This window comes from Clostridium sp. AF22-10, assembly GCF_003478725.1.
Taxonomy (GTDB): Bacteria; Bacillota; Clostridia; order Lachnospirales; family Lachnospiraceae; genus Otoolea; species Otoolea fessa.
The window spans coordinates 22,366-47,416 of sequence record NZ_QUFZ01000002.1 but is presented as its reverse complement, the minus strand read 5'-3'; the positions used below and the strand labels follow the sequence as shown (position 1 = coordinate 47,416).

18 protein-coding genes and 1 pseudogene are annotated in these 25,051 nt (G+C 50.0%); 5 read left to right on the top strand and 14 right to left on the bottom strand.

All coding sequences use genetic code 11. The features are described 5' to 3' along the window. Window positions 1–3: 3 nt before the first annotated feature. The 6 genes and pseudogenes from dprA to DWX91_RS01595 all read right to left on the bottom strand — a co-directional run bounded on the left by dprA (window position 4) and on the right by DWX91_RS01595 (window position 7,207). On the bottom strand, window positions 4–1,236 hold the full coding sequence (gene dprA / locus DWX91_RS01615; RefSeq protein WP_243017794.1) for a DNA-processing protein DprA: 1,233 nt from the start codon (window positions 1,234–1,236) through the stop codon (window positions 4–6). 280 nt (window positions 1,237–1,516) lie between these two features. Next, window positions 1,517–2,730 (bottom strand): annotated as a pseudogene (locus tag DWX91_RS17780) (ATP-binding protein); the annotation flags it as partial. After that, window positions 2,727–3,155, bottom strand: a complete 429-nt coding sequence (locus tag DWX91_RS17775; protein ID WP_182435045.1) for a magnesium chelatase domain-containing protein — start codon at window positions 3,153–3,155, stop codon at window positions 2,727–2,729. The pseudogene DWX91_RS17780 and the gene DWX91_RS17775, both read right to left, overlap by 4 nt. A 343-nt stretch (window positions 3,156–3,498) precedes the next feature. Beyond that, window positions 3,499–5,811, bottom strand: a complete 2,313-nt coding sequence (locus DWX91_RS01605) for a xanthine dehydrogenase family protein molybdopterin-binding subunit (protein ID WP_118468604.1) — start codon at window positions 5,809–5,811, stop codon at window positions 3,499–3,501. After that, complete coding sequence (locus DWX91_RS01600) at window positions 5,808–6,284, bottom strand: (2Fe-2S)-binding protein (RefSeq protein ID WP_107000403.1); 477 nt, start codon at window positions 6,282–6,284, stop codon at window positions 5,808–5,810. The genes DWX91_RS01605 and DWX91_RS01600 overlap by 4 nt, the downstream gene beginning before the upstream one ends. A 59-nt stretch (window positions 6,285–6,343) precedes the next feature. Beyond that, window positions 6,344–7,207 (bottom strand): FAD binding domain-containing protein, encoded by an 864-nt coding sequence (locus DWX91_RS01595; protein WP_118472652.1) that lies wholly within the window; start codon window positions 7,205–7,207, stop codon window positions 6,344–6,346. A gap of 148 nt (window positions 7,208–7,355) precedes the next feature. Here DWX91_RS01595 and DWX91_RS01590 point away from each other — a divergent pair, with 148 nt between their 5' ends. Then, on the top strand, window positions 7,356–8,480 hold the full coding sequence (locus DWX91_RS01590) for an NTP transferase domain-containing protein (RefSeq protein ID WP_118472653.1): 1,125 nt from the start codon (window positions 7,356–7,358) through the stop codon (window positions 8,478–8,480). A 146-nt stretch (window positions 8,481–8,626) separates the two neighbouring features. Here DWX91_RS01590 and DWX91_RS01585 read toward each other — a convergent pair whose 3' ends face one another. The 4 genes from DWX91_RS01585 to DWX91_RS01570 all read right to left on the bottom strand — a co-directional run bounded on the left by DWX91_RS01585 (window position 8,627) and on the right by DWX91_RS01570 (window position 17,092). Beyond that, a complete protein-coding gene (locus DWX91_RS01585; protein ID WP_106999933.1) occupies window positions 8,627–10,024 on the bottom strand; it encodes a uracil-xanthine permease family protein in 1,398 nt (465 codons plus the stop codon). A gap of 145 nt (window positions 10,025–10,169) precedes the next feature. Continuing rightward, window positions 10,170–11,093, bottom strand: coding sequence for an alpha/beta hydrolase (locus DWX91_RS01580; RefSeq protein WP_118538211.1), 924 nt, complete (start codon window positions 11,091–11,093; stop codon window positions 10,170–10,172). 298 nt (window positions 11,094–11,391) lie between these two features. After that, a complete protein-coding gene (nifJ, locus tag DWX91_RS01575; RefSeq protein WP_118472655.1) occupies window positions 11,392–14,928 on the bottom strand; it encodes a pyruvate:ferredoxin (flavodoxin) oxidoreductase in 3,537 nt (1,178 codons plus the stop codon). A 346-nt stretch (window positions 14,929–15,274) separates the two neighbouring features. Then, on the bottom strand, window positions 15,275–17,092 hold the full coding sequence (locus DWX91_RS01570; protein WP_243017816.1) for a VanW family protein: 1,818 nt from the start codon (window positions 17,090–17,092) through the stop codon (window positions 15,275–15,277). A 331-nt stretch (window positions 17,093–17,423) separates the two neighbouring features. On the opposite strand from DWX91_RS01570, the gene DWX91_RS01565 reads away from it, so the two are divergent. Further along, on the top strand, window positions 17,424–18,278 hold the full coding sequence (locus DWX91_RS01565) for a PHP domain-containing protein (RefSeq protein WP_118472656.1): 855 nt from the start codon (window positions 17,424–17,426) through the stop codon (window positions 18,276–18,278). 108 nt (window positions 18,279–18,386) lie between these two features. On the opposite strand, the gene hemC is transcribed toward DWX91_RS01565, so the two are convergent. Both hemC and DWX91_RS01555 read right to left on the bottom strand, forming a co-directional pair. Further along, complete coding sequence (gene hemC / locus DWX91_RS01560) at window positions 18,387–20,813, bottom strand: hydroxymethylbilane synthase (protein ID WP_243017817.1); 2,427 nt, start codon at window positions 20,811–20,813, stop codon at window positions 18,387–18,389. Between the two features lie 25 nt (window positions 20,814–20,838). Then, window positions 20,839–21,321: a bifunctional precorrin-2 dehydrogenase/sirohydrochlorin ferrochelatase gene (locus DWX91_RS01555; RefSeq protein ID WP_106999937.1), complete on the bottom strand. Its 483-nt coding sequence runs from the start codon at window positions 21,319–21,321 to the stop codon at window positions 20,839–20,841. A 494-nt stretch (window positions 21,322–21,815) separates the two neighbouring features. Between DWX91_RS01555 and DWX91_RS01550 the strand changes: the two genes are divergently transcribed. Together DWX91_RS01550 and DWX91_RS01545 are read left to right on the top strand one after the other, a co-directional pair. Next, a complete protein-coding gene (locus tag DWX91_RS01550) occupies window positions 21,816–22,073 on the top strand; it encodes a hypothetical protein (protein WP_118472657.1) in 258 nt (85 codons plus the stop codon). Between the two features lie 185 nt (window positions 22,074–22,258). Beyond that, on the top strand, window positions 22,259–22,495 hold the full coding sequence (locus DWX91_RS01545; RefSeq protein WP_022359553.1) for a hypothetical protein: 237 nt from the start codon (window positions 22,259–22,261) through the stop codon (window positions 22,493–22,495). A gap of 202 nt (window positions 22,496–22,697) precedes the next feature. Here DWX91_RS01545 and DWX91_RS01540 read toward each other — a convergent pair whose 3' ends face one another. Further along, window positions 22,698–23,864: an alanyl-tRNA editing protein gene (locus DWX91_RS01540; RefSeq protein WP_106999938.1), complete on the bottom strand. Its 1,167-nt coding sequence runs from the start codon at window positions 23,862–23,864 to the stop codon at window positions 22,698–22,700. Window positions 23,865–24,071: 207 nt separating this feature from the next. Here DWX91_RS01540 and DWX91_RS01535 point away from each other — a divergent pair, with 207 nt between their 5' ends. Beyond that, entirely contained in the window at window positions 24,072–24,323 is a 252-nt protein-coding gene (locus DWX91_RS01535) for a hypothetical protein (protein ID WP_022359551.1), read from the top strand. 82 nt (window positions 24,324–24,405) lie between these two features. On the opposite strand, the gene DWX91_RS01530 is transcribed toward DWX91_RS01535, so the two are convergent. Next, complete coding sequence (locus tag DWX91_RS01530; RefSeq protein WP_107000405.1) at window positions 24,406–25,041, bottom strand: precorrin-8X methylmutase; 636 nt, start codon at window positions 25,039–25,041, stop codon at window positions 24,406–24,408. Between the last annotated feature and the right edge of the window lie 10 nt (window positions 25,042–25,051).

Sequence of the window (25,051 nt, the reverse complement as noted above, 5' to 3'; positions counted from 1 at the left end):
CCTCTATACAATCTTCCTAACGTAATATTGATTCATTGGCTGCAGGATCAATCCCTGCATTTCCAGATTTAAAAGCGCAGTCATGCATTCCCCTGCTGTCACCCCACAGCTTTTCATGACCGCTTCCAGATGTTTCGGTTGTGAATCTAGGCAACTATACACCATTTTTTCCGACTTGGCAAGTGCATTTACTGATTTTATTGTTTTTTTACAAGAATTTTTACATTTTATATGGAAGAAATCCAACACATCCTCCGGTTTCGTCACGATCCCCGCTCCCTGTGCAATCAGCCGGTTGCAGCCCTCACTGAGCGGATCGATGCGCCGTCCCGGCAGCGCAAATACCTCTTTTCCCTGCTCCAGCGCCAGATCCGCCGTAATCAGGGAGCCGCTTCTTTTTCGTGCTTCCACGACCAGCACCAGATCGGAAAGTCCGCTGATGATCCGGTTCCGGATTGGAAAATGGGATGCCGTCGGCGGTACACCCGGTCCATATTCTGACAATATGCCGCCTTGTTCACGGATGCGCGCATGCAGTCGGATGCCGGATGGCGGATAACAGGTGTCAATCCCACAGCCCATCACGGCATACGTCAGTCCGCCGCCATCCATCGCGCCCTTATGCCCCGCCTGATCGATCCCCAGCGCCATGCCGCTCACTACCTGCACGCCGTTTTCTGCCAGAATCCGGCCGAAATACTCTGCCTCCTGTCGTCCATACGGCGTACAGCTGCGCGCCCCGATGACTGCCGCGGATGGTTTCGCATCTTCTGGAAGCATTCCACGCACAAACAGCCACATCGGTTTATCATAGATATGCATCAGGCGCTTCGGATATGCCGCCTCACCGCACAGAATGAAACGTACCCCCTGTTCCTCCAGCCTATCGTATTCTTCCACGCGCTGTTTGAAGAGCAAAACCGCTTCCTCCAGCCCCTTTTTCATAGCCTTTCCGAGAAAGGAACATATAAACGGATCCAGTTTCTTCCTATTATATAAAACCCGCTCATAGATTCCCTCAAAACTGCCGCACGATTCATATAATTTAGCCGCCGTCACCGCGCCGATTCCATCCACTCTCGATAACCAGTAGGCATGGATGCGCTCACGGTCGGAATACTGCATATTTTCTGTCAGAAGCACTTTTTTATGCGGCTGTTCCTGTATTTTTCCATATAGTTCCTGCATAGAAAGCTGAGCATTCTGTACATTGCTATCTTCTTTTCCTATTTCCATATCTTTCCCCCTATATATGTCAGATCGACTGCCTTTTACCTTCAAGAATGCCTCGCATTCTTGCTGCGAGATGCGCGTCATGCAAAGCATGACATACTTCTTTTGCGCATCTTAAGCAATCCTGCCGGAGGCTATATCAGATGGGGGATTGGCTCCCACCACTGATACTAATTTGCTTCTCGCCACCTGAAGAGGTGGGAGTCATCTCACATCTGATATAACAATTACAACCCTTGTTAAACTTTTTATTCTTTCAATCTTTTAGACATGCTTCTTTTCAGAGACTCCCCCAATATTTTTTTTCAAAACTCCGGAATCCTATCGCCTCCGCTAACTGCGTCCGCCCGATCTCCGCCTGTCCATCCAGATCGGCAAGTGTGCGCGCTACTTTTAAAATCTTTCCGTGTCCCCTGGCACTGATTCCCTGCTGCCGTTCGACCTTTTCCAGAAATACCACATCTTCCCCGGATAGACGGCAATACTTTTCGATCTGGCGGCGTGTCATCTGGCTGTTGTAGGAGATAGATTCGTCTGCAAACCTCTTTTCCTGTCGAGCGCGCGCCTCCATGACGCGGGCACGCATGACAGCGGAGGAATTCCTCTGCTCCGTCTGTGGAAAACTCCCCTCATCTATACTCTTCTCTGAAGCCATCATACCCAAATCCTGCCGCGGTACTTCCACCCCAATATCGATCCGATCTAAAAATGGTCCCGAAACGCGGTTCAGATACCGGCGGATCTGGGTTGGAGTACAACGGCATTTTCCCAAATCTGGGAAAAAACCGCATTTGCAGGGATTCATCGCCGCCGCAATCATCGTTTTTGCCGGAAATACAACCGTCTGGTTGAGACGGGAAACCGTGATGCTTCCTTCCTCCATCGGCTGACGCAGCAGATCCAAAATTTTCGGCTGAAACTCCGTTAACTCATCTAAAAAGAGGATTCCATAACTGGCGAGTGAGATCTCCCCGGCTTCGGATTTCGTCCTCCGCCTGCCATCGCCTGGGCGGTCGTGCTGTGATGCGGGCTGCGGAACGGACGCTGCAAAATCAGCGGTGTGTCTGGCTTCAGGAAACCGCAGATACTGTATATCTTCGAAACTTCAATGCTTTCCTCCAGCGTAAGCGGCGGCAAAATTGTCGGAATACGCCGAGCTGCCATCGTTTTTCCCGTTCCAGCCGGTCCGATATAGAGAATGTTGTGACGCCCCGCTGCTGCCGCCTCGGTTGCCTGCCGCACCAGCGGAAGTCCGACGATCTCATCAAAATCGACGTCAAATTCTTCCTGTCCCGCCTGAAACAGATCTGGTGTGAACCATTGTCCGTGAATCTGTTCCGGATGCTGCAGGCAAGCCGTCAGCGCTTTCACATCCCGGACTCCGACGATCTCGATCCCATCCACAGCCCGTCCCTCCTGTACATTCTCTTCGGATAGAAAAACCCGTTTCATTCCGCAGCGGCGCGCCTCATAGACCATCGAGAGAACACCGGTCAACGGCTTGATGCTGCCGTCCAAACCCAGTTCACCGATAAACGCCCATTGGTCCCAATTCGGTGCAGAATTGTTCTCCTCATCTTCCACCCCATCCATTTCCGGGCAGGTTCATCCGTCTTTCTTATTTTTGCCTTTTCACCCTGTTCCCACAAGCACCTCAAAATTCCTGCCGCGATCGCCAGATCACACCCCGTTCCCTCTTTCCGCACCCCGGCTGGCGATAAATTGACCGTGATCCGCTTCGGCGGCAGGCAAAACCCCGCATTCCGAAGTGCGGTCCGAACGCGCTCCTGCGCCTCCCGCACCTCCTCCGCCAGGTAGCCCACCATGACAAAACTCGGCAATCCGTTGCTCACATCAACCTCCACCGTGATCCGGTAGCCATCGATGCCGCGGGTGCTGAAACTGTTTATTTTACTGAACATATATTTCCCCCTATTATTGATTTTTTACCTTGCCTTGTATTTTTCATATCATACAGGCTTAAAATTTGGATACTTTTAATGATATCCTGAGATAAAAGAGATTCTACTTGAATTTGATTTGAAATTAAAATAAATAGATTTGAATCATGAAATCAGATTTACCAGACCTAAAATAGATATTCACTCTTTCATTATATATAGACCTGCGGCAGAATGCAAGCCAAAACAGCTTAGAACTATGACACTAATTAATTGACATTGTGCGCACAAAAAAAACAAAACGCTGCCGCAAAATGCTAACATATAACATTCTGCTGCAGCTTTTTGTTTTTAATCTATCTCTTTAAATAAAATCTTCTCCCAGCTTCTCTGCCGCCGCGCGTGCAATCTGCTCCGGCGTGATCGGAAGCTCATAGAATCGTTTTCCGACTGCATTGTACACCGCATCAGCAATCGCCGGAAGCGGCGTGTTGATAACAATCTCGCCGATCGACTTTGCTCCGAACGGACCAGATGGCTCATAACTGCTCTCAAATTCAACGTTTAAATGTCCATAGTCAATCCGGGTCGGAATCTTATACTGCATCAGGGAATTTTCACGCACACCACCCTGTGCATTGCGGGTAATATTTTCCGTCAGCGCCATGCCGATTCCCTGCATCAGACCGCCCTCAACCTGCAGGCGGGACAGATTCGGATTGATCGGTGTACCGCAGTCTACCGCTGCCGCATAATTAATAACGCTGGTTTCGCCTGTCTCCATATCAATCTCAAGCTCAACCGCACCTGCCATAAACGGAGGCGGGGAAATGTGGGCGGTTCTCGACTCGGTTACCTCCAGCGGAATTTCATGCCCGTACATGGATGCCGTTGCGATATCAGCCAGAGCGATCTTCTTCGTCTCATCCCCGGCTTTTTCGGTTGTGAATACCTCTTTTCCGTCAAATTCCACTGCATCCGCCGGGACGCCCAGAAGCTCTGCACCCAGTTTACAGATCTGCTCACGCAGGCGCAGCGCACACCGTTCGGTCGCTTTTCCGGTCAGATAGGTCGTACTCGATGCATAAGAACCTGAGTCATACGGGGATGAATCCGTGTCCGCGCCCAGCACCGTGATCGCGTCGATTGGACATTCCAGCACTTCCGCCGCAATCTGCGCCAGAATCGTGTCACAGCCGGTTCCCATATCTGCCGCTCCGAGCGACAATGTATAGAACCCTTCGTCGTTGACTTTGAGACGGGCACTTCCGACATCCATCGCCGTGATTGCCGATCCCTGCATCGCCATACCCATGCCGACGCTGCGGACCTTGCCATTGCCCATGTCACGCACCGGATATTTGTCTTCCCAGCCGATCATCTCACGCACTTTTTTTACACAACGGTCGAGTGCGCAGCTTGTATTAACCTGATTATAATATGCTGGCATCAGATCGCCCTCTTTAACCATGTTTTTCAGGCGGATCTCAAAGCGATCCATCTGAATCTGGTCTGCCAGCTCATTGACCGCCGACTCGATCGCGAAAAGTCCCTGTGTCGCACCATAGCCACGGTACGCGCCTGCCGACATGATATTCGTATAGACAACATCGCTGATAAAGCGGAATGCTTCGACACTTCCATACAACGGGATCGATTTGTGTCCTGACAGCCCAACGGTTGTCGGTCCATGCTCGCCGTAAGCACCGGTATTGGACAATGTGTAAAGATCGATGCCGCGGATCGTGCCGTCCTTCATCGCGCCCAGACGCACATGCATCTCCATCTCATGGCGCGGCGAAGACGCCGTCTGTGCCTCCATCCGGCTATAAATCAGCTTCGACGGTTTTTTCGTCATCCAGGTAACGAATGCCGGATAGACTTCACAGACCGCCGTCTGCTTCGCACCAAAACCCCCGCCGATTCTCGGCTTGCTCACGCGCACCATCGACTTCGGGATATGAAGCGCATTTGCCACGATTCTGCGGCAGTGGAACACGATCTGCGTGGAACTTAAAATATTTAATCTTCCGTAGGTATCGATCGAACAATAGGTACGGAATGTCTCCATCATCGTCTGCTGGCACGGCTTTGTGTGGTATACATGATCAATCACGATGTCGCAGTCCTTTAAAACCGCCTCGACATCCCCGTTGCCGCACTCATCGTGCGCGCAGAGGTTGCGCTTGTTGTCTGCGCCGACCGGAGCAAGACTCTCCCAGTTGTCCTCTGGGTGAACCAGGATCGGGTTGTCCTTTGACGTATGGAAATCCAGAACCGGCTCTAAGACTTCATACTGTACCTTGATCAGGCGGAGTGCTTTATCGACACATTTTTCATCTTTTCCTGCTACAATCGCCACGATATCGCCCTGAAAACGGACATGGCGGTCGATCAGGAGACGGTCATACGGGCTCGCCTCCGGGTATGTCTGCCCCGCCTGTGTGTAGCGCTTTGCATCCTGCGGCACATCCTCCCAGGTATAAATTGCCTCGATGCCCGGAACTTTCATTGCGATCGCGGTGTTGATCGTTTTTACCATCGCATTCGCATACGGGGAACGCAGAAGTTTGACGATCAGGCAGTCCTGCGGCGCCAGATCATCCACGTAAACCGGCTGTCCGGTTACCAGCTGCATCGCATCTTTTTTTCGTACAGAAGTATTGACTACTCTCATTCTGCCGCCTCCTTCTGTTTTTCTCTCTTCCAGTCTAAAAATGCCAGAATGCCGCGAAGCTGTCCTTCATAACCGGAACAGCGGCACAGGTTTCCTGCCAGATATTCGCGGATTTCATCCTCCTCCGGGAACTCTTTTTCCCGGAACAGCGCCAGCGCATTCATGATAAAGCCCGGATTACAGAAGCCGCACTGTTCGGCTCCCTGATCGGCAATGAATGCGCCAAATTCTTTTGCCTCCTCCTGGAGTCCTTCCAGCGTCGTCACGCTGTGACCGTCCGCCCGCGCCGCCAGCACGGAACAGGAAAGCACTGGTTTTTCATCCAGAAATACGGTACAGAGTCCGCAGTTTGCCGTCTCGCAGCCGCGCTTGACACTGTAACAGCCCTGACTGCGTACCAGATCAATCAGAAGCGTATCCGGTTCAATCTCCGGGGAAATCTTCGTTCCATTTAGAGTAATCGTTATCTGCATCATATGTGAATCTCCTAATATTCATACTGTTATACGATCATTTTATTGTCCTATTTCGTTTAGCACTCTTCCAGCACACGCACCGCCCGCTTTATCAGAACACCGGTTAAATGTTTCCGGTATTCAGCGCTGCCGCGCATATTTGAAGACGTCTGAACCTGATCACGGATCCACTTTGCAAGACAGGCTGCTTTCTTCCCGGTCTGCGTCTTGTCCTGCTTTTCTCTGGTATCGGCATCCGCATCTGCTTTTGTTTCAGCCTTTTGCTTTTCCTCTATAAGCGCCTGTATTGTCTCCGCTGATGCCTCGAACAACACAGCACGCCCCGGACGTGCACCGATGCTAAAACGATATGCTCCATCCGCCCGTTTCGCCGCCGCACAGGTCAGCACTGGAAAATCAGTCTGCGTATTCCGCACAGACTGGTAGTGATATACGGCTTTGTCTTTATGGACAATTAATTTGACTAAAATGTCCCGACCGCCGATCTGTTTTGCAAATTCCACCAACGGCATCCGTCCAGCTTTGTAAAGTTCCACTTCGGTGTCCATCGCCAGGAACATCGTCAGGACATCTGAAAATCCAAATCTGCCATAGATACTGCCTCCGACTGTCGCCAGGTTCCGAAGCTGCACGCCGACGATATGGCGCACCGACTCGCGCATGGCACCATCTGTGTATGCCGCCAATCCCGGATGTTCTTCCAGCTGGCGCAGGGTAACCATCGCGCCAATCTCAAACGCATCCTCTGTCTCCTCTATCTGATCCAGCCCCAGCCCTGAAATATCAATCGCGGTTCCTACATTGCCCCGGCTCATCTTCAGCCAGATCATACCGCCTATCACCCGGTTCGCTTTTTTCTGATTCAGCTCCCAGGCTTCCTCCAGGCTTTCTACCCGTTTATATTCTCGAATCGTCATCATAGGTTTTTCCTCTTTTTCATCTATTTCTTAAATAACAAAATTATCCATCTTTTATTATAGCATAAAACATGGTATAATTCCGCTGTTATTTTTAAAATACAACGAGACCCCTTTTTCCAGAAAAGATTAGGAGGATTTGATAAAAACTATGAAACCATCCATCCGTACCTACCTCTGCAATGACGAAAACCATCGTTTCTTTGGCGAAGGTCCTCGTCAGCTTCTTCATGCCATCGATGAAACCGGCTCGCTCCGCTCCGCCGCTCTGTCCATGAATATGGCGTATACAAAGGCACTTCGGATTATCCGCGATGCCGAAACCACACTTGGATTTCCGCTGACCGTCCGCACCACCGGCGGAAAAGGCGGCGGTGGCAGCCAGATAACGGCGGAGGCGAGGGAGTTTCTGGCTAAGTATGAGGCATATCGGGATGCGTGTACGGAGAGTGGACAACAGTTATATGAAGATTTTTTTTGCAGGCGGAAATCTGTTTTTTTCTCTTCTGGAACACAAACGTCCTCTTTCACTTGTTTGCAAAATTCAAACGAGGTCCGGATCGCCTGCATCATTATGGCCTCCGGTCTTGGAAAACGTTTCGGCTCGAACAAGCTCATGGCTTCGTTCCACGGTGCTCCGCTCATCCACTCGGTACTGGATGTGACCGGTTCTGTTCCGCTCTTTGCCGATCGTCTCGTTGTGACGCGCTCCCGGGAGGTTCACGATTACTGTCAGTCCCTGGGAATTCCGGTGCTGATTCATACACTTCCCAATCGGAACGAGGCGCTCTGCCTGGGACTTACACACATGTTAAAAAGGCACCCGGATTTATCAGGCTGTCTCTTTGCACTCGGCGATCAGCCGCTTCTGCGTCCACGGACACTGGAACGGATATGCCGGCGCTATCTCGAATGCAAAATATCACCAGGTCACTCTGAATCTGTTTTCCCAGATTCTGATTTTACCATTTTGGAATCAAAATTGCCTCAAAATTCAGGAATTGCAGAAAAATCACCGATCGTACAGCTCTGCAGCATCCAAATGACGGCTTCTCCCGAACCTTCCGTCTCAACCACCGTCGGAAGCCCGATTCTCTTCGACCGGGCATATTTTGACGAACTGCTCCATCTACCGGAAAAAGCTGGCGGAAGCCATGTTCTCCGCCAGCATCCGGACGTTGTCCAGTATGTGACTGCCGAAGTGCCGGAGGAATTGATGGATGTAGACACGCCGGAGGAGCTCAAACGCCTGGAGAATCTGGTAACAATCGAATAAAACTATAAGGACTGACATCACACATGCAGCATGATGCCAGTCCCTTTTTATCAATCTACGTATCACTTTCAGCCATACATTCCATATTTTATAGATGGATCTTATATTTTTATGTACCTATGACCTTTTTCTAATCTTCCTATTTCTTACGCCTCATCCTTCGGCAGCAGCACATTCAGGATAATCGCCATGAAAGCTGCCGGAACGATACCAGATCCGCCGAATACAAGCTGAATTGCTTCCGGCATCTTGGAAAGGATGGTTGCATGTGCACCCATGCCGTAACCAACACCCAGTGCAACAGAGACGATGGTCAGGTTGCGTGAAGTCATCTTCTCTTTCGTGATAAGCTGAATACCGCTAACTACGATCGAAGAGAACATCATAACCGCTGCGCCTCCCAGTACCGACTGCGGCATGATCGAAACGATCGCACCCAGCTTCGGAATCAGACCGCACAGAATCAGGAACACCGCACCGGTTGCAAGTGCCATGCGGTTGACTACCTTTGTCATTGTAACCAGACCTACGTTCTGGCTGAACGAAGTGTTCGGAAGAACACCGAACAGCGCCGCAATACTGGAACCAAGTCCATCGCAGATAACGCCGCCGGAAAGCTCTTTATCGGTCGCCTCACGGTCCATACCGCCCTCAACGACACCGGAAATATCTCCGACCGTCTCAACAGCGGTTACAATAAACATGATAAGAACCGGCAAAATTGCGCGCATATCAAAGACAATTTTAACCGGGACGATCGGCGGAATGCTGATCCAGCTCGCCTGTGCTACCTTATCCCAGTTTAATACCCATGCTTTGGTATATTCGGTTCCGTCCGCTGCAATGCCCGTGTGCGGAAGCACCAGACCCATGATGAATGCTACAGCATAACCGGCAATAATTCCGACCAGAATCGAGGAAGAACTTAAATATCCCTTCGTTCCGTGCTTCACTGCCAGAATCACAATCAGGACAAAAATAGCAAGCAGCATATTTTCCATGGAACCAAAGTCCTGCGCCGAGCTGCCGCCGCCGAAGGAATTGACGCCGACCCCGATCAATGACAGACCAATCGAAAGAACGACCGTACCTGTTACGACCGACGGGAAAAATCGGCGAAGCGGCTTTAAGAAGCATCCAAGCACACTCTCGAACAGACCGCCGATGATCGAAGCACCCATAATGGCGCCGTACGCTAAAATACCGCCGCCCATCGTAGCCGCCACGCTGTTGAATACACCGATGAAACCAGAGCTGGTTCCCATGATAATCGGAACCTTGCCGCCGACCGGACCAACCGAAAATAACTGCAGCAGCGTGATCAGTCCCGCCACCAACATCGCATTCTGCAGAAGCTCGATCTGCAGCTGTGCCAGATCGTTTCCGCCCGTGATACCACAGGCGCCTGTGATGATCAGAAGTGGTGTCAGGTTACCGACAAACATCGCAAGCACGTGCTGCAGTCCCAGCGGAATCGCCTGTTTTAACGGCATCTTCGCCTCAAACTCATAGGCAGGTCCCGTAAATTTCTTTTCATTTTCCATAGATTTTCTCTCCCTGTACCCAATTTAAAACTACCTTTTTACTCAGTTTCCAAAACATTCTCAATTATAAAAAAAAGCATATGAACTGTAAAGATTGTTTTTTCATTTGTATATTATTTTTCATTAAGTAAGTTATAAGTATTACTTATAATTTACTTACCCAGTCCACAATATCACCAAATACCTCTTCCCGGTTGGTCTCATGAAACAGTTCATGCCTTGCCCCCGGATAAAGTTGCATCGCCACATTGGTACATCCGGTTTCTTGCAGATCTTCCATCGCGCGCCGCACACCGCGTCCGCCTTCTCCGACCGGGTCCTCCTCTCCCGATATCAGCAGAATCGGCAGATTTTTCGGAATTCCATCAAAGCCTCTCTTCCGCTTCAAATCCAGCATGACCTGGAAAAAATCGACGAATGCCCCATCGGTAAATAAAAACTGGCAGTATGGATCCGCCTCGTATTTTTCATCCTCCTCCGTCACGCGCGACAGCCATTGATGTTCCGTTTTTCCTTTTTCAAAATAGCGGTTATAGCTTCCAAGAACCAGCTGGTGCAGCCGCTCATTTCGTCCATTTCTTCCTTCCAGCCACGCTGCCGCTGCCACGACGGTTCCGCCCAGCCACAAAAGTGGTTCCGGCTGGCTTCCGGTTCCCATGAAAATTGCGCCGTCCAGCCATTCTCCATAATGCGTGATAAAACGGCGTCCAAAAAACGAACCCATGCTGTGCCCCAGAAGAATATGCGGAATGCCCTGAAACTTGTGTTTCGCAAAACGTGCCACCTGCGCCATCGCACCGTTCACGCGGCGGACACCATTTTTCTCCGCGAACTCGCCTAATTCCCCTGGTTTTGCTGTCCGTCCATGTCCCGGATGATCGTGCCCGATGACCGCAATCCCCGCCCGGTTCATCGCCTGTGCAAATTCTTCGTATCTGCCAATGTGCTCGATCATACCGTGCGCCACCTGAATGACCGCCCACGGTGTTTCCTCCGGCTCCCAGCAGATGCCATGGATTCTGCCGCTCCCATTCTGAAATGGAATATAAAAATCTTTGCCCTGTGCCATCCTGATTTCCCCGCTTTCTAAATGCTATACCGAATTAGCTCTCTCAACATTGCCTGAAATATTTTTTATTTTCCTGTTTTATTGAAGCATATAATTTTCAGATCCTTTTCATATACAGGATACCACAAAAACACTCTATTATACGATTTTCCCCCTTAAAAAAAGAATGTGCCTTGTTGTGTAATAGGGAATTCCAAGGAATTTTCTATTACACAACAAAAGCTCCATCTTTCGACGGAGCTTCTGCAGTCATACGTTTTATATATCGTATGTCATATATTCATGAATCAGTGATTCATTAATTGTTTGAATACAGAGTAACGAGCTTGTTCAGGTACTGGTATCTAGCCTTTGCCTCTTCCTCGTTCTTTGCATCCAGCGCGCCGGCTCTATCCGGATTCTTCAGAGCCAGAGATGCGTAACGAACCTCACCCTTTAAGAATGCCTGGTAGTCACCTGTCGGTGCCTTGCTGTCCAGAGTGAACTTCTTGTCCTCTGCAGCCGGATTGTAACGGAAGTTGTGCCAGTAACCGCACTCTACCGCCAGTTTCTCCTCGGTCTGAGCCTTGTCCATACCTTTCTTGATACCGTGGTTGATACACGGAGCATATGCAATAACTAAGGACGGACCCGGATATGCCTCTGCCTCAGCGATTGCCTTAACAGTCTGAGCATAATCAGCACCCATGGAGATCTGGGCAACGTATACATAGCCATAGCTCATAGCGATGGAAGCAAGATCTTTCTTCTTCACATCTTTACCACCTGCTGCGAACTGTGCAACTGCACCGGTCGGAGTTGCCTTAGAGGACTGTCCGCCTGTGTTGGAGTAAACCTCGGTATCATATACCATGATGTTGATATCCTTGCCGGAAGCAAGTACGTGGTCAACACCGCCGAAACCGATATCGTAAGCCCAACCGTCGCCACCGAATACCCACTGGGATTTCTTAGCGAGGAAGTCTTTGTTCTTCACAATATCCTTGCAGTTCGGGCAGTCGATGCCGTCCAGAGCCTCTACCAGCTTGTCGGTAGCTGCGCCGTTCAATGCACCGATTCCGTAAGTATCCAGCCACTCTTTGCAAGCTGCTTTCACTTCATCGGTCGCCTGTTCTGCCGCCATCACAGCCTCAACCTTACCCTTTAAGCCGTCACGGATTGCGTTCTGAGCCAGAAGCATACCATAACCGAACTCTGCGTTGTCCTCGAACAGGGAGTTGTCCCAAGCCGGGCCCTTGCCAGCCTTGTTCATGGTGTAAGGTGTGGACGGTGAAGAGTTGCCCCAGATAGAGGAGCATCCGGTTGCGTTGGCAATGTACATACGATCGCCGAACAGCTGAGTAATCAGTTTTGCGTACGGAGTCTCGCCGCATCCTGCACAAGCGCCGGAGAACTCAAGTAACGGCTGTTTGAACTGGCTTCCCTTAACGGTTGTCTCTTTATATTTATCAATGACATCCTGTTTGATCGGAAGTGTCTGACCGTAGTCATAACCCTTCTGAGCCTCCAGATTCTTGTCAAGACTTACCATCGTAAGTGCTTTCTCACCCTTCTTGCCCGGGCAGACATTTGCACAGGAACCACATCCGGTACAATCCAGAGAAGAAATAGTCATCACGAACTTGTACTGCGGCATACCTGTAAGCGGCAGTGTCTTTGTTCCTTCCGGAGCGGCAGCAGCCTCTTCCTCGGTCATCGCGATCGGGCGGATAACTGCGTGCGGGCACACATAAGAACAGAAGTTACACTGGATACAGTTGTCCGGATTCCAAACCGGTACATTGACTGCGATACCACGTTTCTCGTATGCAGCGGAACCAGACGGAGTTGTACCATCTACATAATCGGTAAATGCAGATACCGGCAGGTTGTTACCCTCCTGAGCATTGACAGCAGCCTGAACGGTATTGACAAACTTAACAACGTCTGCTCTTCCCTCGGTTGCGTGAGTCATCTCAAGTCCCTCGTCCTCGCCGTTCTTCCAGCTTTCCGGAACCTGAATCTCTACAACGTTCTGAGCGCCTGCATCGATAGCAGCCCAGTTTTTCTTAACAACATCTTCGCCCTTACGACCGTAGGTTGCCTTTGCAGCAGCCTTCATCAGTTCGATCGCTCTCTCCTCCGGAATAATATTTGCCAGCTTGAAGAATGCGGACTGAAGGATGGTATTGATACGGGTCGGACCCATACCGGTCTCGATACCCAGTTTAACACCGTCGATGGTGTAGAATTTAATCTTGTGGTCAGCGATGAACTTCTTAACCTGTCCCGGTAAGTGCTGCTCCAGCTCTTCCATGTTCCACGGGCAGTTTAACAGGAATGTACCGCCGTCAACCAGTTCCTGAACCATGTTGTACTTACGGATGTAAGCCGGGTTGTGACAGGCAACAAAGTTTGCCTTGTGGATCAGGTAGGTGGATTTGATCGGTTTATGACCGAAACGAAGGTGGGACATTGTAACACCACCAGATTTCTTGGAGTCATAATCGAAGTAAGCCTGTGCGTACATATCGGTATTATCGCCGATGATCTTGATAGAGTTCTTGTTTGCACCTACAGTACCGTCGGCACCAAGACCCCAGAACTTACAGTTTACAGTTCCTTCCGGAGTGGTAACAAGCGGTGCGCCAAGCTCCAGGGAAAGGTTGGTAACATCATCTACGATACCGATGGTGAACTGTTTCTTGGTTGTGTTCTCATATACAGCTACGATCTGAGCCGGTGTGGTATCCTTGGAACCAAGTCCGTAACGACCTGTGAAGATCGGAGTCTGATCGAATTTTGTACCCTTTAATGCTGCTACTACATCAAGGTAAAGCGGCTCGCCAAGGGAACCTGGCTCTTTGGTGCGGTCTAATACGGAAATCTGCTTAACTGTATCCGGAATAGCGTCTACCAGTGCGCTGGCTACGAACGGACGGTACAGGCGAACCTTTACAACGCCGACTTTCTTTCCAGCTGCTACGAGGTAATCGATCGTCTCCTCGATGGTATCGTTGACAGAACCCATTGCGATGATAACGTGCTCTGCATCCGGAGCGCCATAGTAGTTGAACAGCTTGTAGTCTGTGCCAATCTTCTCATTGACCTTGTCCATGTATTCCTGAACAATCGCCGGAAGTGCATCGTAGTACGGGTTGCAAGCCTCTCTTACCTGGAAGAAGATATCCGGGTTCTGAGCAGAACCGCGCTGACACGGGTGGTTCGGGTTCAGTGCATTCTTACGGAATGCATCGATTGCATCCATATCTGCCATATCTTTCAGATCTTCATAATCCCAGGTCTCGATCTTCTGAATCTCATGGGATGTACGGAAACCATCAAAGAAGTTAATGAATGGAATCTTGCCCTTGATGGATGCCAGATGTGCAACCGGGGTTAAATCCATAACTTCCTGTACGCTGGATTCACACAGCATCGCGCAGCCTGTCTGACGGCACGCATAAATATCAGAATGGTCACCAAAGATGGATAACGCATGGCTGGCCAGTGCACGAGCAGAAACATTAAATACGCCCGGGAGCTGCTCACCTGCAATTTTGTATAAGTTCGGGATCATCAGAAGCAGACCCTGGGAAGCGGTGTACGTGGTTGTCAGCGCACCTGCTGCCAGAGATCCGTGTACTGCACCTGCTGCACCTGCCTCAGACTGCATCTCTGTAATCTGAACTGTGTGGCCGAAAATATTGGTTCTTCCGTCTGTTGCCCATTCATCGGTAGCCTCAGCCATCGGAGAAGAAGGGGTAATCGGATAGATAGCTGCCACGTCGGTGTATGCGTAAGAAGCATGCGCTGCTGCGTGGTTTCCATCCATGGTTTTCATCTTTCTTGCCATAATGAATATTCCTCCTATTGATAGTGAATGTATTCAGTAATAAATCTCCCCAAATAGATTGTCCTGGAAATTTACCTGATAATATTATAACAAATTCTCGTCAAAATGCAAATAAATTTGATTTATATCCGGTATTATTTTTCGAACAATTACAAAAAAGCTGTCTACTGTTTTTTCAGATAGTCGATAAAACCATAAAATATGAAAAAAAGCGCCGCCAGATGAAGAAAGACTCTCCATCCAGCGGTGCTTTTCATTCAAATGCCGCTTGAATGCCCTTTTATCATTCATTTTTGCAATCTATCTTACAGCACTTTCTATATTTCACCTTAGTTTTGCCTTGATTTTAATTGCTTCCAGGTCCATTTGCTTCCACAACCGGGTTCGTTTCCTCTGGCTCTGGAGTTGTCTCCTGTGGTCCTTCGTTGGATGCCGCCGCTGTCGTGGTCGGAGCTTTTGTCTCGCCGTCAGGGCTGGACGGTGCCGCTGTGGTTGTCTCATGTGCCGCTGTGCTCTCATTAGCTGCATTTGTCTCAGCTGCGGTGCTCTCTGCTGCCGCCGTTGTCTCCGTTGCGTTGGTCGCTACAGTAGCGGAACTGTTACGTTTGATTTGCGCTGCCTTTCCACGATAGCTGCTATTGTGAAAAAATTCACGACTCACTTCTTTATCATTCTCATAGGTAACCAGATCCGTGGACCAGCGGCTGCCCGGAGTCGCTGCCTTTGTCTGCACTTCCTGACCCGGCTGCAGGGAACCATCCTCGGTATAAACCGCAGACGGCGGATCAATCTCGCCTGTCTTCTCAGAAGACATACGAATCTTGACACCCTCTTTCAGAATCGGAACTCCATACAGTGCGATCGTCAGTTTTCGATCAGATGCGCTGAAGCTTGCCTTGATAGCCAGCGGATATTCCGAGTTGTTGACGAACTTGAAGTCCGGTCCGCCGTAGCTGACTGCCGCATCCTCGCCCGGTGTAACGTAGGACGGCTCGTAGCTGTGTGCGTGGCGCTCCGTACTTTTAAGCCCCGCAAATACAACCGCGTTATATAAGGTCGAAGATACCTGGCAGACGCCGCCGCCTGGCTCCTGGACAACCTCGCCATTTAAGTATGCGGTTGCCGGCTTGTAGCCTTTTTCTTCGGTTCTCGCACCGGTCGTATTGTTAAAGGAAAATTCCTGTCCTGGTTTGACAATCGTTCCGTTTAACGCTGCGACCGCCAGACGGATATTCTCGTTTCGGTTGCTGTTGGAGGTCGTCGTGGTTGTGTAGGTGGACATTGTCTTGTACTTATCCTGTACCGACGAATCCGCTGCGACTTCCTTCGTCTCTGCGGTCAGAACGGCATCAAACTCTTTCTTGTCAATCGCATCGACCATCGCCTGTGCCAGCTTGTCCTGATCGATGACAAGTCCCTTGGTGCCCTCGCTGAACTCAAACTTGCCCGTTTCCTTATTGTAACCGGAGATACCGCCGCTCTTGGCTGCCATGTTCCAGTTTCCGGCAATCAGTGCTGCCTCTGCCTTGGCATCCTCGATCATATTTTCTGTGTTGATTTCATATGTCTCACCCGGTTTCAGATCACTTGCATAGATCTCCTCGAGAAGCTGATCAACTTTATCCGCCATCAGATTGGTGACGTCGGCCTCTTTGTCCTCGTATTTGACCTTCATCTTCCAGTCAAATGAATCAAGGATCGCCTTGCGCGCCTCCTCCTGCGTCATTCCGTAAATATTGACGCCGTTGACGGTCACCGCTCCATCTGCCACGGTACTCTCCTGTACGGCATCCGATTCGGTCGCCCCGCCTGCCGCGCTGCCCCCACCGCACCCGCGGGAGGCAATCGCCGCTATCAGGATAACCGCCAGGACACCGATCACGATCAAAAGGATCTGTGTAATATCCAGACGGTTTCTTCTCTTCTTTTTATAACGCCCGGAAGTATGCCCACTCCGACCGGCTGCCGCCCGGTTCATCGCAGTATCCCGGCGTCCCGTGCTTGTGTGCGCATCTGTACTTTTTGTATGGCTGGATGTTCCGGACGACGAACGATGCCCGGTACTGCTATGTCCGGCACGGCTGTACGAACTCAGCGTTCCGCCCTCCAATCCTCTATGTTCAAAATTCCTTCCTCCTGAAGAATTTCTGTTGTACTCACTCATTTTCCATCACCTGTCCGTCTTTTCCATGAAATTTTATTATATGTGTTTATTTGAAAATATCCCTGCTACAGTATAGCACAATTCTAGGAAAAGAAAATAACATAATTCTTAAATTAACTTATAAATTTTTTTGATCCCCACAACCTTTTCCTGGTACAAATTTCCACAGCCGCTCTGTTTTTTGTATAACGCTTCTTCTTTCAAATATATCTGATGTAAACAATCATTTTTGTTCCTGTTTACACACTGGCAAACTGCAGCGGGTATCTGCCGCATACTTGACTTTTCCATCTAATGCGGGTAGTCTTACAGCAGAAGGAGGTCTGCATCTATGCAGTTAATTGATTTACACGTTCATTCTACTGCTTCGGACGGAACACTCACGCCCACCGAAGTGACAAAGCTGGCGCTCCAATGCGGTCTGACCGCCTATGCGCTGACGGATCATGATACAGTTGACGGCGTTGCGGAAGCCATGCAGGCAGCCGAGAACTCCTCCCTGACTGTCATTCCCGGTGCCGAATTTTCCAGTCCTTATAAAGGAAAAGAAATCCATATTCTGGGGCTCTACCTGAACCCGCACTGCCCGGAACTTTTATCTGCACTGCGGCAGGTCCGCGAGATCCGCAACCGGCGCAATGAAGAGCTTCTCGCTTTATTTCAGGCAGATGGATTTCCCATTAAATATGAAGATTTAATTCACGGAAATGAACACACTGTCATCACCCGTGCCCATTTTGCACGCGCACTGCTTGAAAAAGGCTGTGTCACTTCGGTCAGCCAGGCATTTGATAAATACCTCGGGGACGGCAAAAAATATTACCGCCCGAAGCAGATGATTGAGCCGGAGGAAGCGATCCGCCTGATCCGTGTAGCTGGCGGTTTACCAGCGCTCGCACATCCTCTCCAGTATAAACTTGGCTGGAAAAAGACCGAGCAGCTTCTCTCCTATTTAAAAGAAGCCGGAATGATGGGCATCGAGATTTATTATTCCTCACACTCTCAATCCGACAGTCTTCATTTACGTGAAATAGCTTCGCGTCTCGGTCTGGTCTCCACCGGCGGTTCCGATTTTCACGGTGCCAACAAACCAGATATCCATCTTGGAAGCGGCTACGGCGGTCTGCGGGTTTCTGCACTGCTGCTGGACAACATAAAAGCCCGGTTACAGCAGAAAAACAGCTAAAATGCTGATTTACCCGCTCACGCTTCTATCGGTTCCGTATGTTCAGGCATTTACAATCTATATGAAAACTTCTTCATGAACCTGCTGAACAGACGTCTGTTTATATGTTTACATATGATAGAGCGCCTGCTCAATCCCTTCTTCCGAGACGGACTCCGCCAGTACGGCTTTCATTCCCGCCGCGCTGGCGGTTTTTTCTGTCTTTTCTCCGATACAGACGGCTGTAAATCCGTTCAATGTCTCCTTATCCGGCTGTAAAATATCCAGGAATCCCTGTACCGTCGATCCGCTCGTAAACGTGGCCGCATCGATCGCGCCCTCTTTTAGGAGTTCACGGATGCGCGCTGCAAGCGGCGATTCCTCCGGCGTGATCGTATCGTAAAGTGTCACATCCATATAGGATATTCCGGCAGCTTCAAATGCCTGCGTCAGTTCCGGCGAACCATGTCTGGCGCGCAGGATGCATACGCGTTCGTTCTGCTTCACCCGTTTTGCCAGCCCTTTTCCGAGATCTGCCGCATAAAAGCGCTCCGGAATATAATCTGGGTAAATGCCGTGTTCCCGGCAGACGGACGCGGTTCCCTCGCCGATCACAGCAAAACGCAGATGGGAGAGGCTCCTGAAATCTTTCTGCATCCGGTTCAAAAGCTCAAAGAAATATTGTGCCCCTGCCGGACTCGTGAGCACCAGCCAGTGATACGATTCCAGATTCCGAACCAGTTCATACAGTTTTTCTTTATCCGCTGTGCCAGCATCCGCTTTTTCTGATTTTTTCCAGACCGGTTTTAACTCAATCGTCGGAAATTCCAGCACCTCCGCTCCGGCATCGCGCAGATGTTCCGCCAGCTTCTGGCTGCGCTCCTTCGGGCGGGTAATCACGATCCGTTTTCCTGCCAACGGCTTTTCTTCTCTCCATGCACACGTATCAGCAAGCGCACAGACCTCCCCGATCACAAGGATGGCAGGCGCCTTGACGCCCTGACGCACACCCTCTTCCGGAAGTGTCTGCAGGGTTGCGCGGATCATTCTCTGGGACGCAAGGGTTCCGTTCATCAGAAATGCCGCCGGCGTCTCCGGTTTCATTCCCGCACTCAGAAGCCCTTCACAGATCCTCGGCGCATTCGCAACACTCATCAAAAAAATTAAGGTGCCGCCGACCCGAGCAAGTGCCTCAAAATCCAGAGCCGGCATGCCCTCCATACGATGTCCGGTAATCACATGAAACGATCCCGCCAATCCTCGGTGCGTCACCGGGATGCCAAAATATGCCGGAACTGCCAGGCTGGAGCTGATACCCGGAACCACCTCAAACGGGATCTGATGTTTCTTTAAAAATTCGGCTTCTTCGCCGCCGCGTCCAAAGACGAACGGATCCCCGCCCTTGAGGCGCACGATCGTTCCGCCCTTTTTCGCTTCCTCTAATAAAATTTCTAAGATTTCTTCCTGCTTCTTCGAATGGCGTCCACTCCGTTTACCAACGTCAATTTTCCGCGTGTGCTCCGGAATCCAGCCCAGTACCGCGTCGCCTGCCAAAGCGTCGTAGACGACGGCATCCGCCTGCTCCAGAAGTTCTCTGCCGCGCAGGGTAAAAAGCCCTGCATCGCCAGGGCCCGAGCCGATAAGGTAGACTTTCCCCAGCGGAGACAGTGCAGGCTTTCCCGATAACTGTTCCGCCAATTTTCTTCCAAGCTCCGCTGCTTTCTCTGCCTCCCCCTCAATGGAACCAATACGGACTTCTCCCGTTTCTTCCTTATAATAAAGACCTCGCAGCTTGATTTTTCCATTTTCAAGCACCGCCGAAGCTGCTGTCGGCGACGAACATCCGCCTCCAAGCGTGGCGACAAAGCCCTGTTCTGCCCTGGTTAAAACCGCAGACTCCTCAGAGTGAACCATTTTCACAAAAGGGATCTCCCGGTCACGCCGTCCCTGGATTGCCAGAATGCCCTGTCCTGCTGACGGGATCATTTCCTCCACAGAAAAATAACGGCTGATGCGATCTGCAAATCCCAGACGAATCAGCCCCGCCGCTGCCAGAATCAGCGCATCATATTCGCCAGAATCGAGCTTTCGCAAACGCGTGTTCAGGTTGCCTCGGATCCCCTTAAATTCTGCATCCGGGAATAATCTCTGCCCCTGTAGGACGCGGCGGCGGCTGGAAGTTCCAATTACCGGGTGTGCCGGAAGCTCGGATAAGCCTTCACGCAGAACCAGCACATCGCGGCAATCTTCGCGCTCTAAAAGCGCCAGCACCGGCAGCTCCTCCGGCGGACAGAGCGGCATATCTTTTAAGGAATGAACTGTCAGCTCGCACCGCCCTTCATAAAGCGCCTGATCCAGCTCTTTTACAAACAATCCCCTGCCGCCAACCGCATCGAGTGGACGGTCAAGCACCTTGTCTCCCGTCGTTTTCATCGTGATCAATTCAAATCCTGTCTCCGGACAGACATTCTGCATCGCTGCGATCGCCATCTTTGACTGAACAACTGCCAGCGCACTGTCGCGGCTGCCTACGCGGATCCTATTTTTATCTGTCAATTTTTAATCTCCTCTATAAAATATATTAAGTATCTTCTACCTCTGCCTCCGCCAGTACGCGGCGTACTTCTTTTGCCACACGATGCGTCAATCCCGGATCCGCTCCGCCAGAAATCAATCCGGCTGTCAGTTCTCTGCCCTGGGCGATCGCCGGGAAATAAAACTCTGACTGACTTTTATCGGAAGCCATATTAAACCAGACGGAATGGCTCGACGCATCCTCCTTGATCCCTGCGTCCGTCCCCGTCTGCCCGGTCGCTGCCAGCGCCATAAAAAAGTTTTTTTCCTGCCAGATCGTATCTCGAACTTCCTCATAGGTTTGTTCAATCAGACGGATTTTCCGTGAATCCGCCAGCTTCCGTATCTCTTCCGAAGTGTTCGGTGCAATCACCGTGATCGCTGCGCCAAATTTTTCCAGCACGCCGACCCGCCTCGATGCCACACTTCCAGCTCCCACAACCAGTACCTGCCGATCTGTCATATCTATAAAAATCGGAAAATAGGACATTTCTCTTCTCCCACTATTTTCGTTTGGTAACTGTTCAGTGCCTTCACAGTCACGCGCAATAAATCCGCAGACCTACTGAACAGTTACTTCGTTTGTTTCTATGCCACCGGAATTGAGTTCATCTCTTCAAAATCGTATTTCCGTATTATTATAAGGTTTCACGTTTTATAAATCAAGCATGAGGCAGATCTATTTTTCATTTTAGAACCTCTTTTGTTTCTGTTCACGGGTAGGCACTTTTGGAACCGAAAGTGCCGTAAGAAAACGTGGTGGCAGCAGGAATTTGCCCTATTGAAATGCGAAGCCACGGCAAATTCCGTTACTTTTTACGTATGCGTGTACAGTAACCCTCTTTTATTAATACCCGTATACGTAAAAAGTAATCCTTGTTTTGTCTTGCCAGAACAGTGCAGATTTTGTATACTTATAACACATTTAAATTCAATACAATGAGTATAAAAAGATTGACTAATACCAATAAAGGAGTTACAACGATGGAAGAATTTTACAAAGCAATCGAAGACAAGATCAAAGCTTCCGGCTATCCGGGCGAGGTAAACGGCGAGAATATCTACAACGACATCTGCGATCAGATGGAGGAAAAAGAAAATGGAACCTATCTGTTTCTCTCCAAAAAAGACAATGGCGTCGTATTTGAATACAAGGTAGACATTCTGGATGAGTCTTTCAATCTCTCCTATGTTCATATTACCGCAAATAACGACACGTTTCATATTGATTTTGACAATTAATAGACAATCTTTTCTTGGACATCCCTGTATTTTTGACATACAGGGATATTTTTTTAAGGATTTTTTTGGAAAATGTGAGCATTGCGCCCTTTATAGAGGTCTGTTATAATTATCATTGTTAAAAGATTGACGAAATTATAAACTGCACACAGGGTTGTGTGCCAATCCATGAAGGAGGGCTAAATATGAAAATCCAGAATATTTCCGATGTAAACACATTTTTTAAAGTAATTGATTCCTGCAAAGGAACCGTCGAGCTGGTTTCCCCGGAGGGCGACCGCATCAACCTGAAATCCAAGCTGTCCCAGTATCTGTCGATGGCAAATATTTTTTCCAATGGCTATATCAAAGAGCTGGAACTGGTTGCTTATGAGAAAGAGGACTTAGACCGACTGATTAAATTTATGTATCAGGGGGAGTAAGCTCTCTTCTAAGGTGTACACGGTATGTATCTTGCCGTTGTATAAAAAAATGTTTGAATGATACGATAGAAACTGTATAAAAAAGCTTCCTGGCTGCATGGCAGATTGGCTCTGCTGCACAGGAAGCTTTTTTCCGTTTTATGAATCTAAGTCAAACCGTTTCTCATACTTCACGCAGTAAACACGCAAACCTTCTAAACAGCTACGCTTCTATCCGCGCCAGCTCTTGAAAGACTTTTTCAATTTCTTCCCGCGACGCCCGGAATGTTCCCTGCACCATCTGGGTGCTCCCACCGCCGCGTCCCTGCAGACGAGCGTTTAATTCTTTTCCGAATGCACGCATATCACGGCCGAGGCTTCCGGCTGTGTAGTTATAACCTGACGCGTCATCGCCAGAGCACACCAGCACGGTCTCTCCTTTTTCCTGTTCCAATAGCAGATTTGCAAACTGACGCACCAGAACTGGCGTCATGCCCTGCTCAAATACAGCCAGCGCTTTCTGACCCTGCGGATAGACGTCTGCCTGCATGGTGAGAATGCGCTGCCAGAGGTGGTTGATCTCACCGTCCTTGCGCCCGCTCTCCTCTTTCAGATGGCTGACCGCCTCCGCCGCCTTCTCCGGTTTTGCAGAAAGCAGGTTAGAGATCGTCTGCATCTGCTCCGTCTTCGCCTCAAAATTCTCCAGCGCACGGTCACCACAGAGCATGGAGAAACGCACGCCGCCCTTGTAATTCATCAGGGAAAGCACCTTGATCACGCCGATCTCTCCCGTGTAATCCACGTGTGTGCCGCAGCAGGCACAGATATCCGCCCCCGGAATCTCTACGATGCGGACCTGACCGGTCAGCTCTTTCTTGCTACGGTAATCGATGGTTTTCAATTCCTCCTCACCCGGATATGTCACCTGTACCGGAAGATTCGCCCAGACAACCGCATTTGCCTTCTTCTCGATTTCCTTTAACTGTTCCCAGTTAAGCGGACCATTCAGATCGACCGTCACTTCATCGTGTCCCATATGAAATCCGACATTATCATATCCGTATGCGGCATGAATCAGCCCCGATATGATATGTTCTCCCGTATGTTGCTGCATGTTGGAAAAACGCTGTTCCCAGTCGATGGCCGCGTGAACGGTGCTTCCCACCTCCAGCGGAGCGTCCGTCTCATGAACAACCACGCCATGTTTCTCCTCCACATGTGTCACGTGCACTTCCCCGATCCGTCCGGTGTCCGACGGCTGTCCGCCGCCCTCCGGGTAAAATCCGGTCTGGGAAAGTTCCACCTCAAATCCGTGCTTTGCCGGACGGCAGGCGGTGACGATGGCATCAAATTCTTTTACATACGGTGTCTGATAATATAACGGTTCCATTTTCATTCCTCTTTTCATTTCGTTGTACAATGTTCTGTGACAAATCGTTATGGATAAACATCCATGTCGATCCGCCCGGTTATCTCGATTATTTCAACAAAAAATTTATAGTAAAATATTTCCGTCCTAATTTTCCTGATTTATGGAAACTGTGGCAAGCTGCCCCTCATATGATGAAGTGTATAGAAAATCTCGGAGGACATAACCATGAGTGATTTAGCGGCTACCAACTGCGGTTGCGGATGTGATAACAACGGAGGAAGCTGCGGCTGTAATTGTGGCTGTGGATGCGGCGGTTTCGGCAACAACAACTGTCTCTTCCTGATTCTGATTCTGCTGTGCTGCGGCGGATGTGGCGGCGGATGCTTTGATCACGGATGCGGCGGCAACAACTGCGACTGCCTGATCTGGATCCTGCTCCTGTGCTGCTGCTGTGGCGGCGGTGGCTTTGGCTGCTGATAAACATCCGCCCATATCCAGCATATCTTTTGAGAATGCATCCATGTACATTTTAATACCGCAGATTTAACACCATCACATCTTATTTGCGCGTCAACTGATAAATCAATGCATTGCAGATCGCGGCGGCTACATTGCTGCCGCCCTTTCTGCCTCTTGCCACAATATAAGGAGTGTCCGGCAAGGATATAATCAATTCCTTGGACGGCACGACATTGACAAAGCCGACCGGCACGCCGATGATAAGCTTCGGATGGATTTTTCCCTCCTGAATCAACTCGTACAGACGCACCAGCGCGGTCGGTGCATTCCCAACTGCAAAAATACAGTCTTTTCCCATTTCTGCCGCCTTGTCCATGCTGGCAACCGCACGGGTGGTCCCGGACGCTGCCGCTTTCTTCGCGACATCCTCGTCCGCCATAAAACAGTAGACCTCACCGCCCAGCGACGCAAGCGCGCGCTTGTTGATGCCGGATTTTCCCATATTCGTATCAGTCACGATGCACGCCCCATTTTTCAGGGCTTCCAACGCCTTATCGACTGCGCCCGGTGAAAATACAAGCGAATCTGCGTACTCAAAGTCGGCTGTCGTGTGAATCACGCGTTTCACAATTGGTGCTTCTTTCTCCGGAAATGTCCGTTCCCCCAGCTCCTCGGTGATAATCTCAAAACTTCTCGCCTCGATCTCCGACGGCAATACCTGACTGAGTTCTTTCATTTTTTCATCC

Bases quoted from the DNA above. Each gene is read 5' to 3' on its own strand.
- dprA (WP_243017794.1), bottom strand. From the start codon at position 1,236: ATGGAAATAGGAAAAGAAGATAGCAATGTACAGAATGCTCAGCTTTCT.
- DWX91_RS17775 (WP_182435045.1), bottom strand. From the start codon at position 3,155: ATGTTCAGTAAAATAAACAGTTTCAGCACCCGCGGCATCGATGGCTAC.
- DWX91_RS01605 (WP_118468604.1), bottom strand. From the start codon at position 5,811: ATGAGAGTAGTCAATACTTCTGTACGAAAAAAAGATGCGATGCAGCTG.
- DWX91_RS01600 (WP_107000403.1), bottom strand. From the start codon at position 6,284: ATGCAGATAACGATTACTCTAAATGGAACGAAGATTTCCCCGGAGATT.
- DWX91_RS01595 (WP_118472652.1), bottom strand. From the start codon at position 7,207: ATGATGACGATTCGAGAATATAAACGGGTAGAAAGCCTGGAGGAAGCC.
- DWX91_RS01590 (WP_118472653.1), top strand. From the start codon at position 7,356: ATGAAACCATCCATCCGTACCTACCTCTGCAATGACGAAAACCATCGT.
- DWX91_RS01585 (WP_106999933.1), bottom strand. From the start codon at position 10,024: ATGGAAAATGAAAAGAAATTTACGGGACCTGCCTATGAGTTTGAGGCG.
- DWX91_RS01580 (WP_118538211.1), bottom strand. From the start codon at position 11,093: ATGGCACAGGGCAAAGATTTTTATATTCCATTTCAGAATGGGAGCGGC.
- nifJ (WP_118472655.1), bottom strand. From the start codon at position 14,928: ATGGCAAGAAAGATGAAAACCATGGATGGAAACCACGCAGCAGCGCAT.
- DWX91_RS01570 (WP_243017816.1), bottom strand. From the start codon at position 17,092: ATGAGTGAGTACAACAGAAATTCTTCAGGAGGAAGGAATTTTGAACAT.
- DWX91_RS01565 (WP_118472656.1), top strand. From the start codon at position 17,424: ATGCAGTTAATTGATTTACACGTTCATTCTACTGCTTCGGACGGAACA.
- DWX91_RS01555 (WP_106999937.1), bottom strand. From the start codon at position 21,321: ATGTCCTATTTTCCGATTTTTATAGATATGACAGATCGGCAGGTACTG.
- DWX91_RS01550 (WP_118472657.1), top strand. From the start codon at position 21,816: ATGGAAGAATTTTACAAAGCAATCGAAGACAAGATCAAAGCTTCCGGC.
- DWX91_RS01545 (WP_022359553.1), top strand. From the start codon at position 22,259: ATGAAAATCCAGAATATTTCCGATGTAAACACATTTTTTAAAGTAATT.
- DWX91_RS01540 (WP_106999938.1), bottom strand. From the start codon at position 23,864: ATGGAACCGTTATATTATCAGACACCGTATGTAAAAGAATTTGATGCC.
- DWX91_RS01535 (WP_022359551.1), top strand. From the start codon at position 24,072: ATGAGTGATTTAGCGGCTACCAACTGCGGTTGCGGATGTGATAACAAC.
- DWX91_RS01530 (WP_107000405.1), bottom strand. From the start codon at position 25,041: ATGAAAGAACTCAGTCAGGTATTGCCGTCGGAGATCGAGGCGAGAAGT.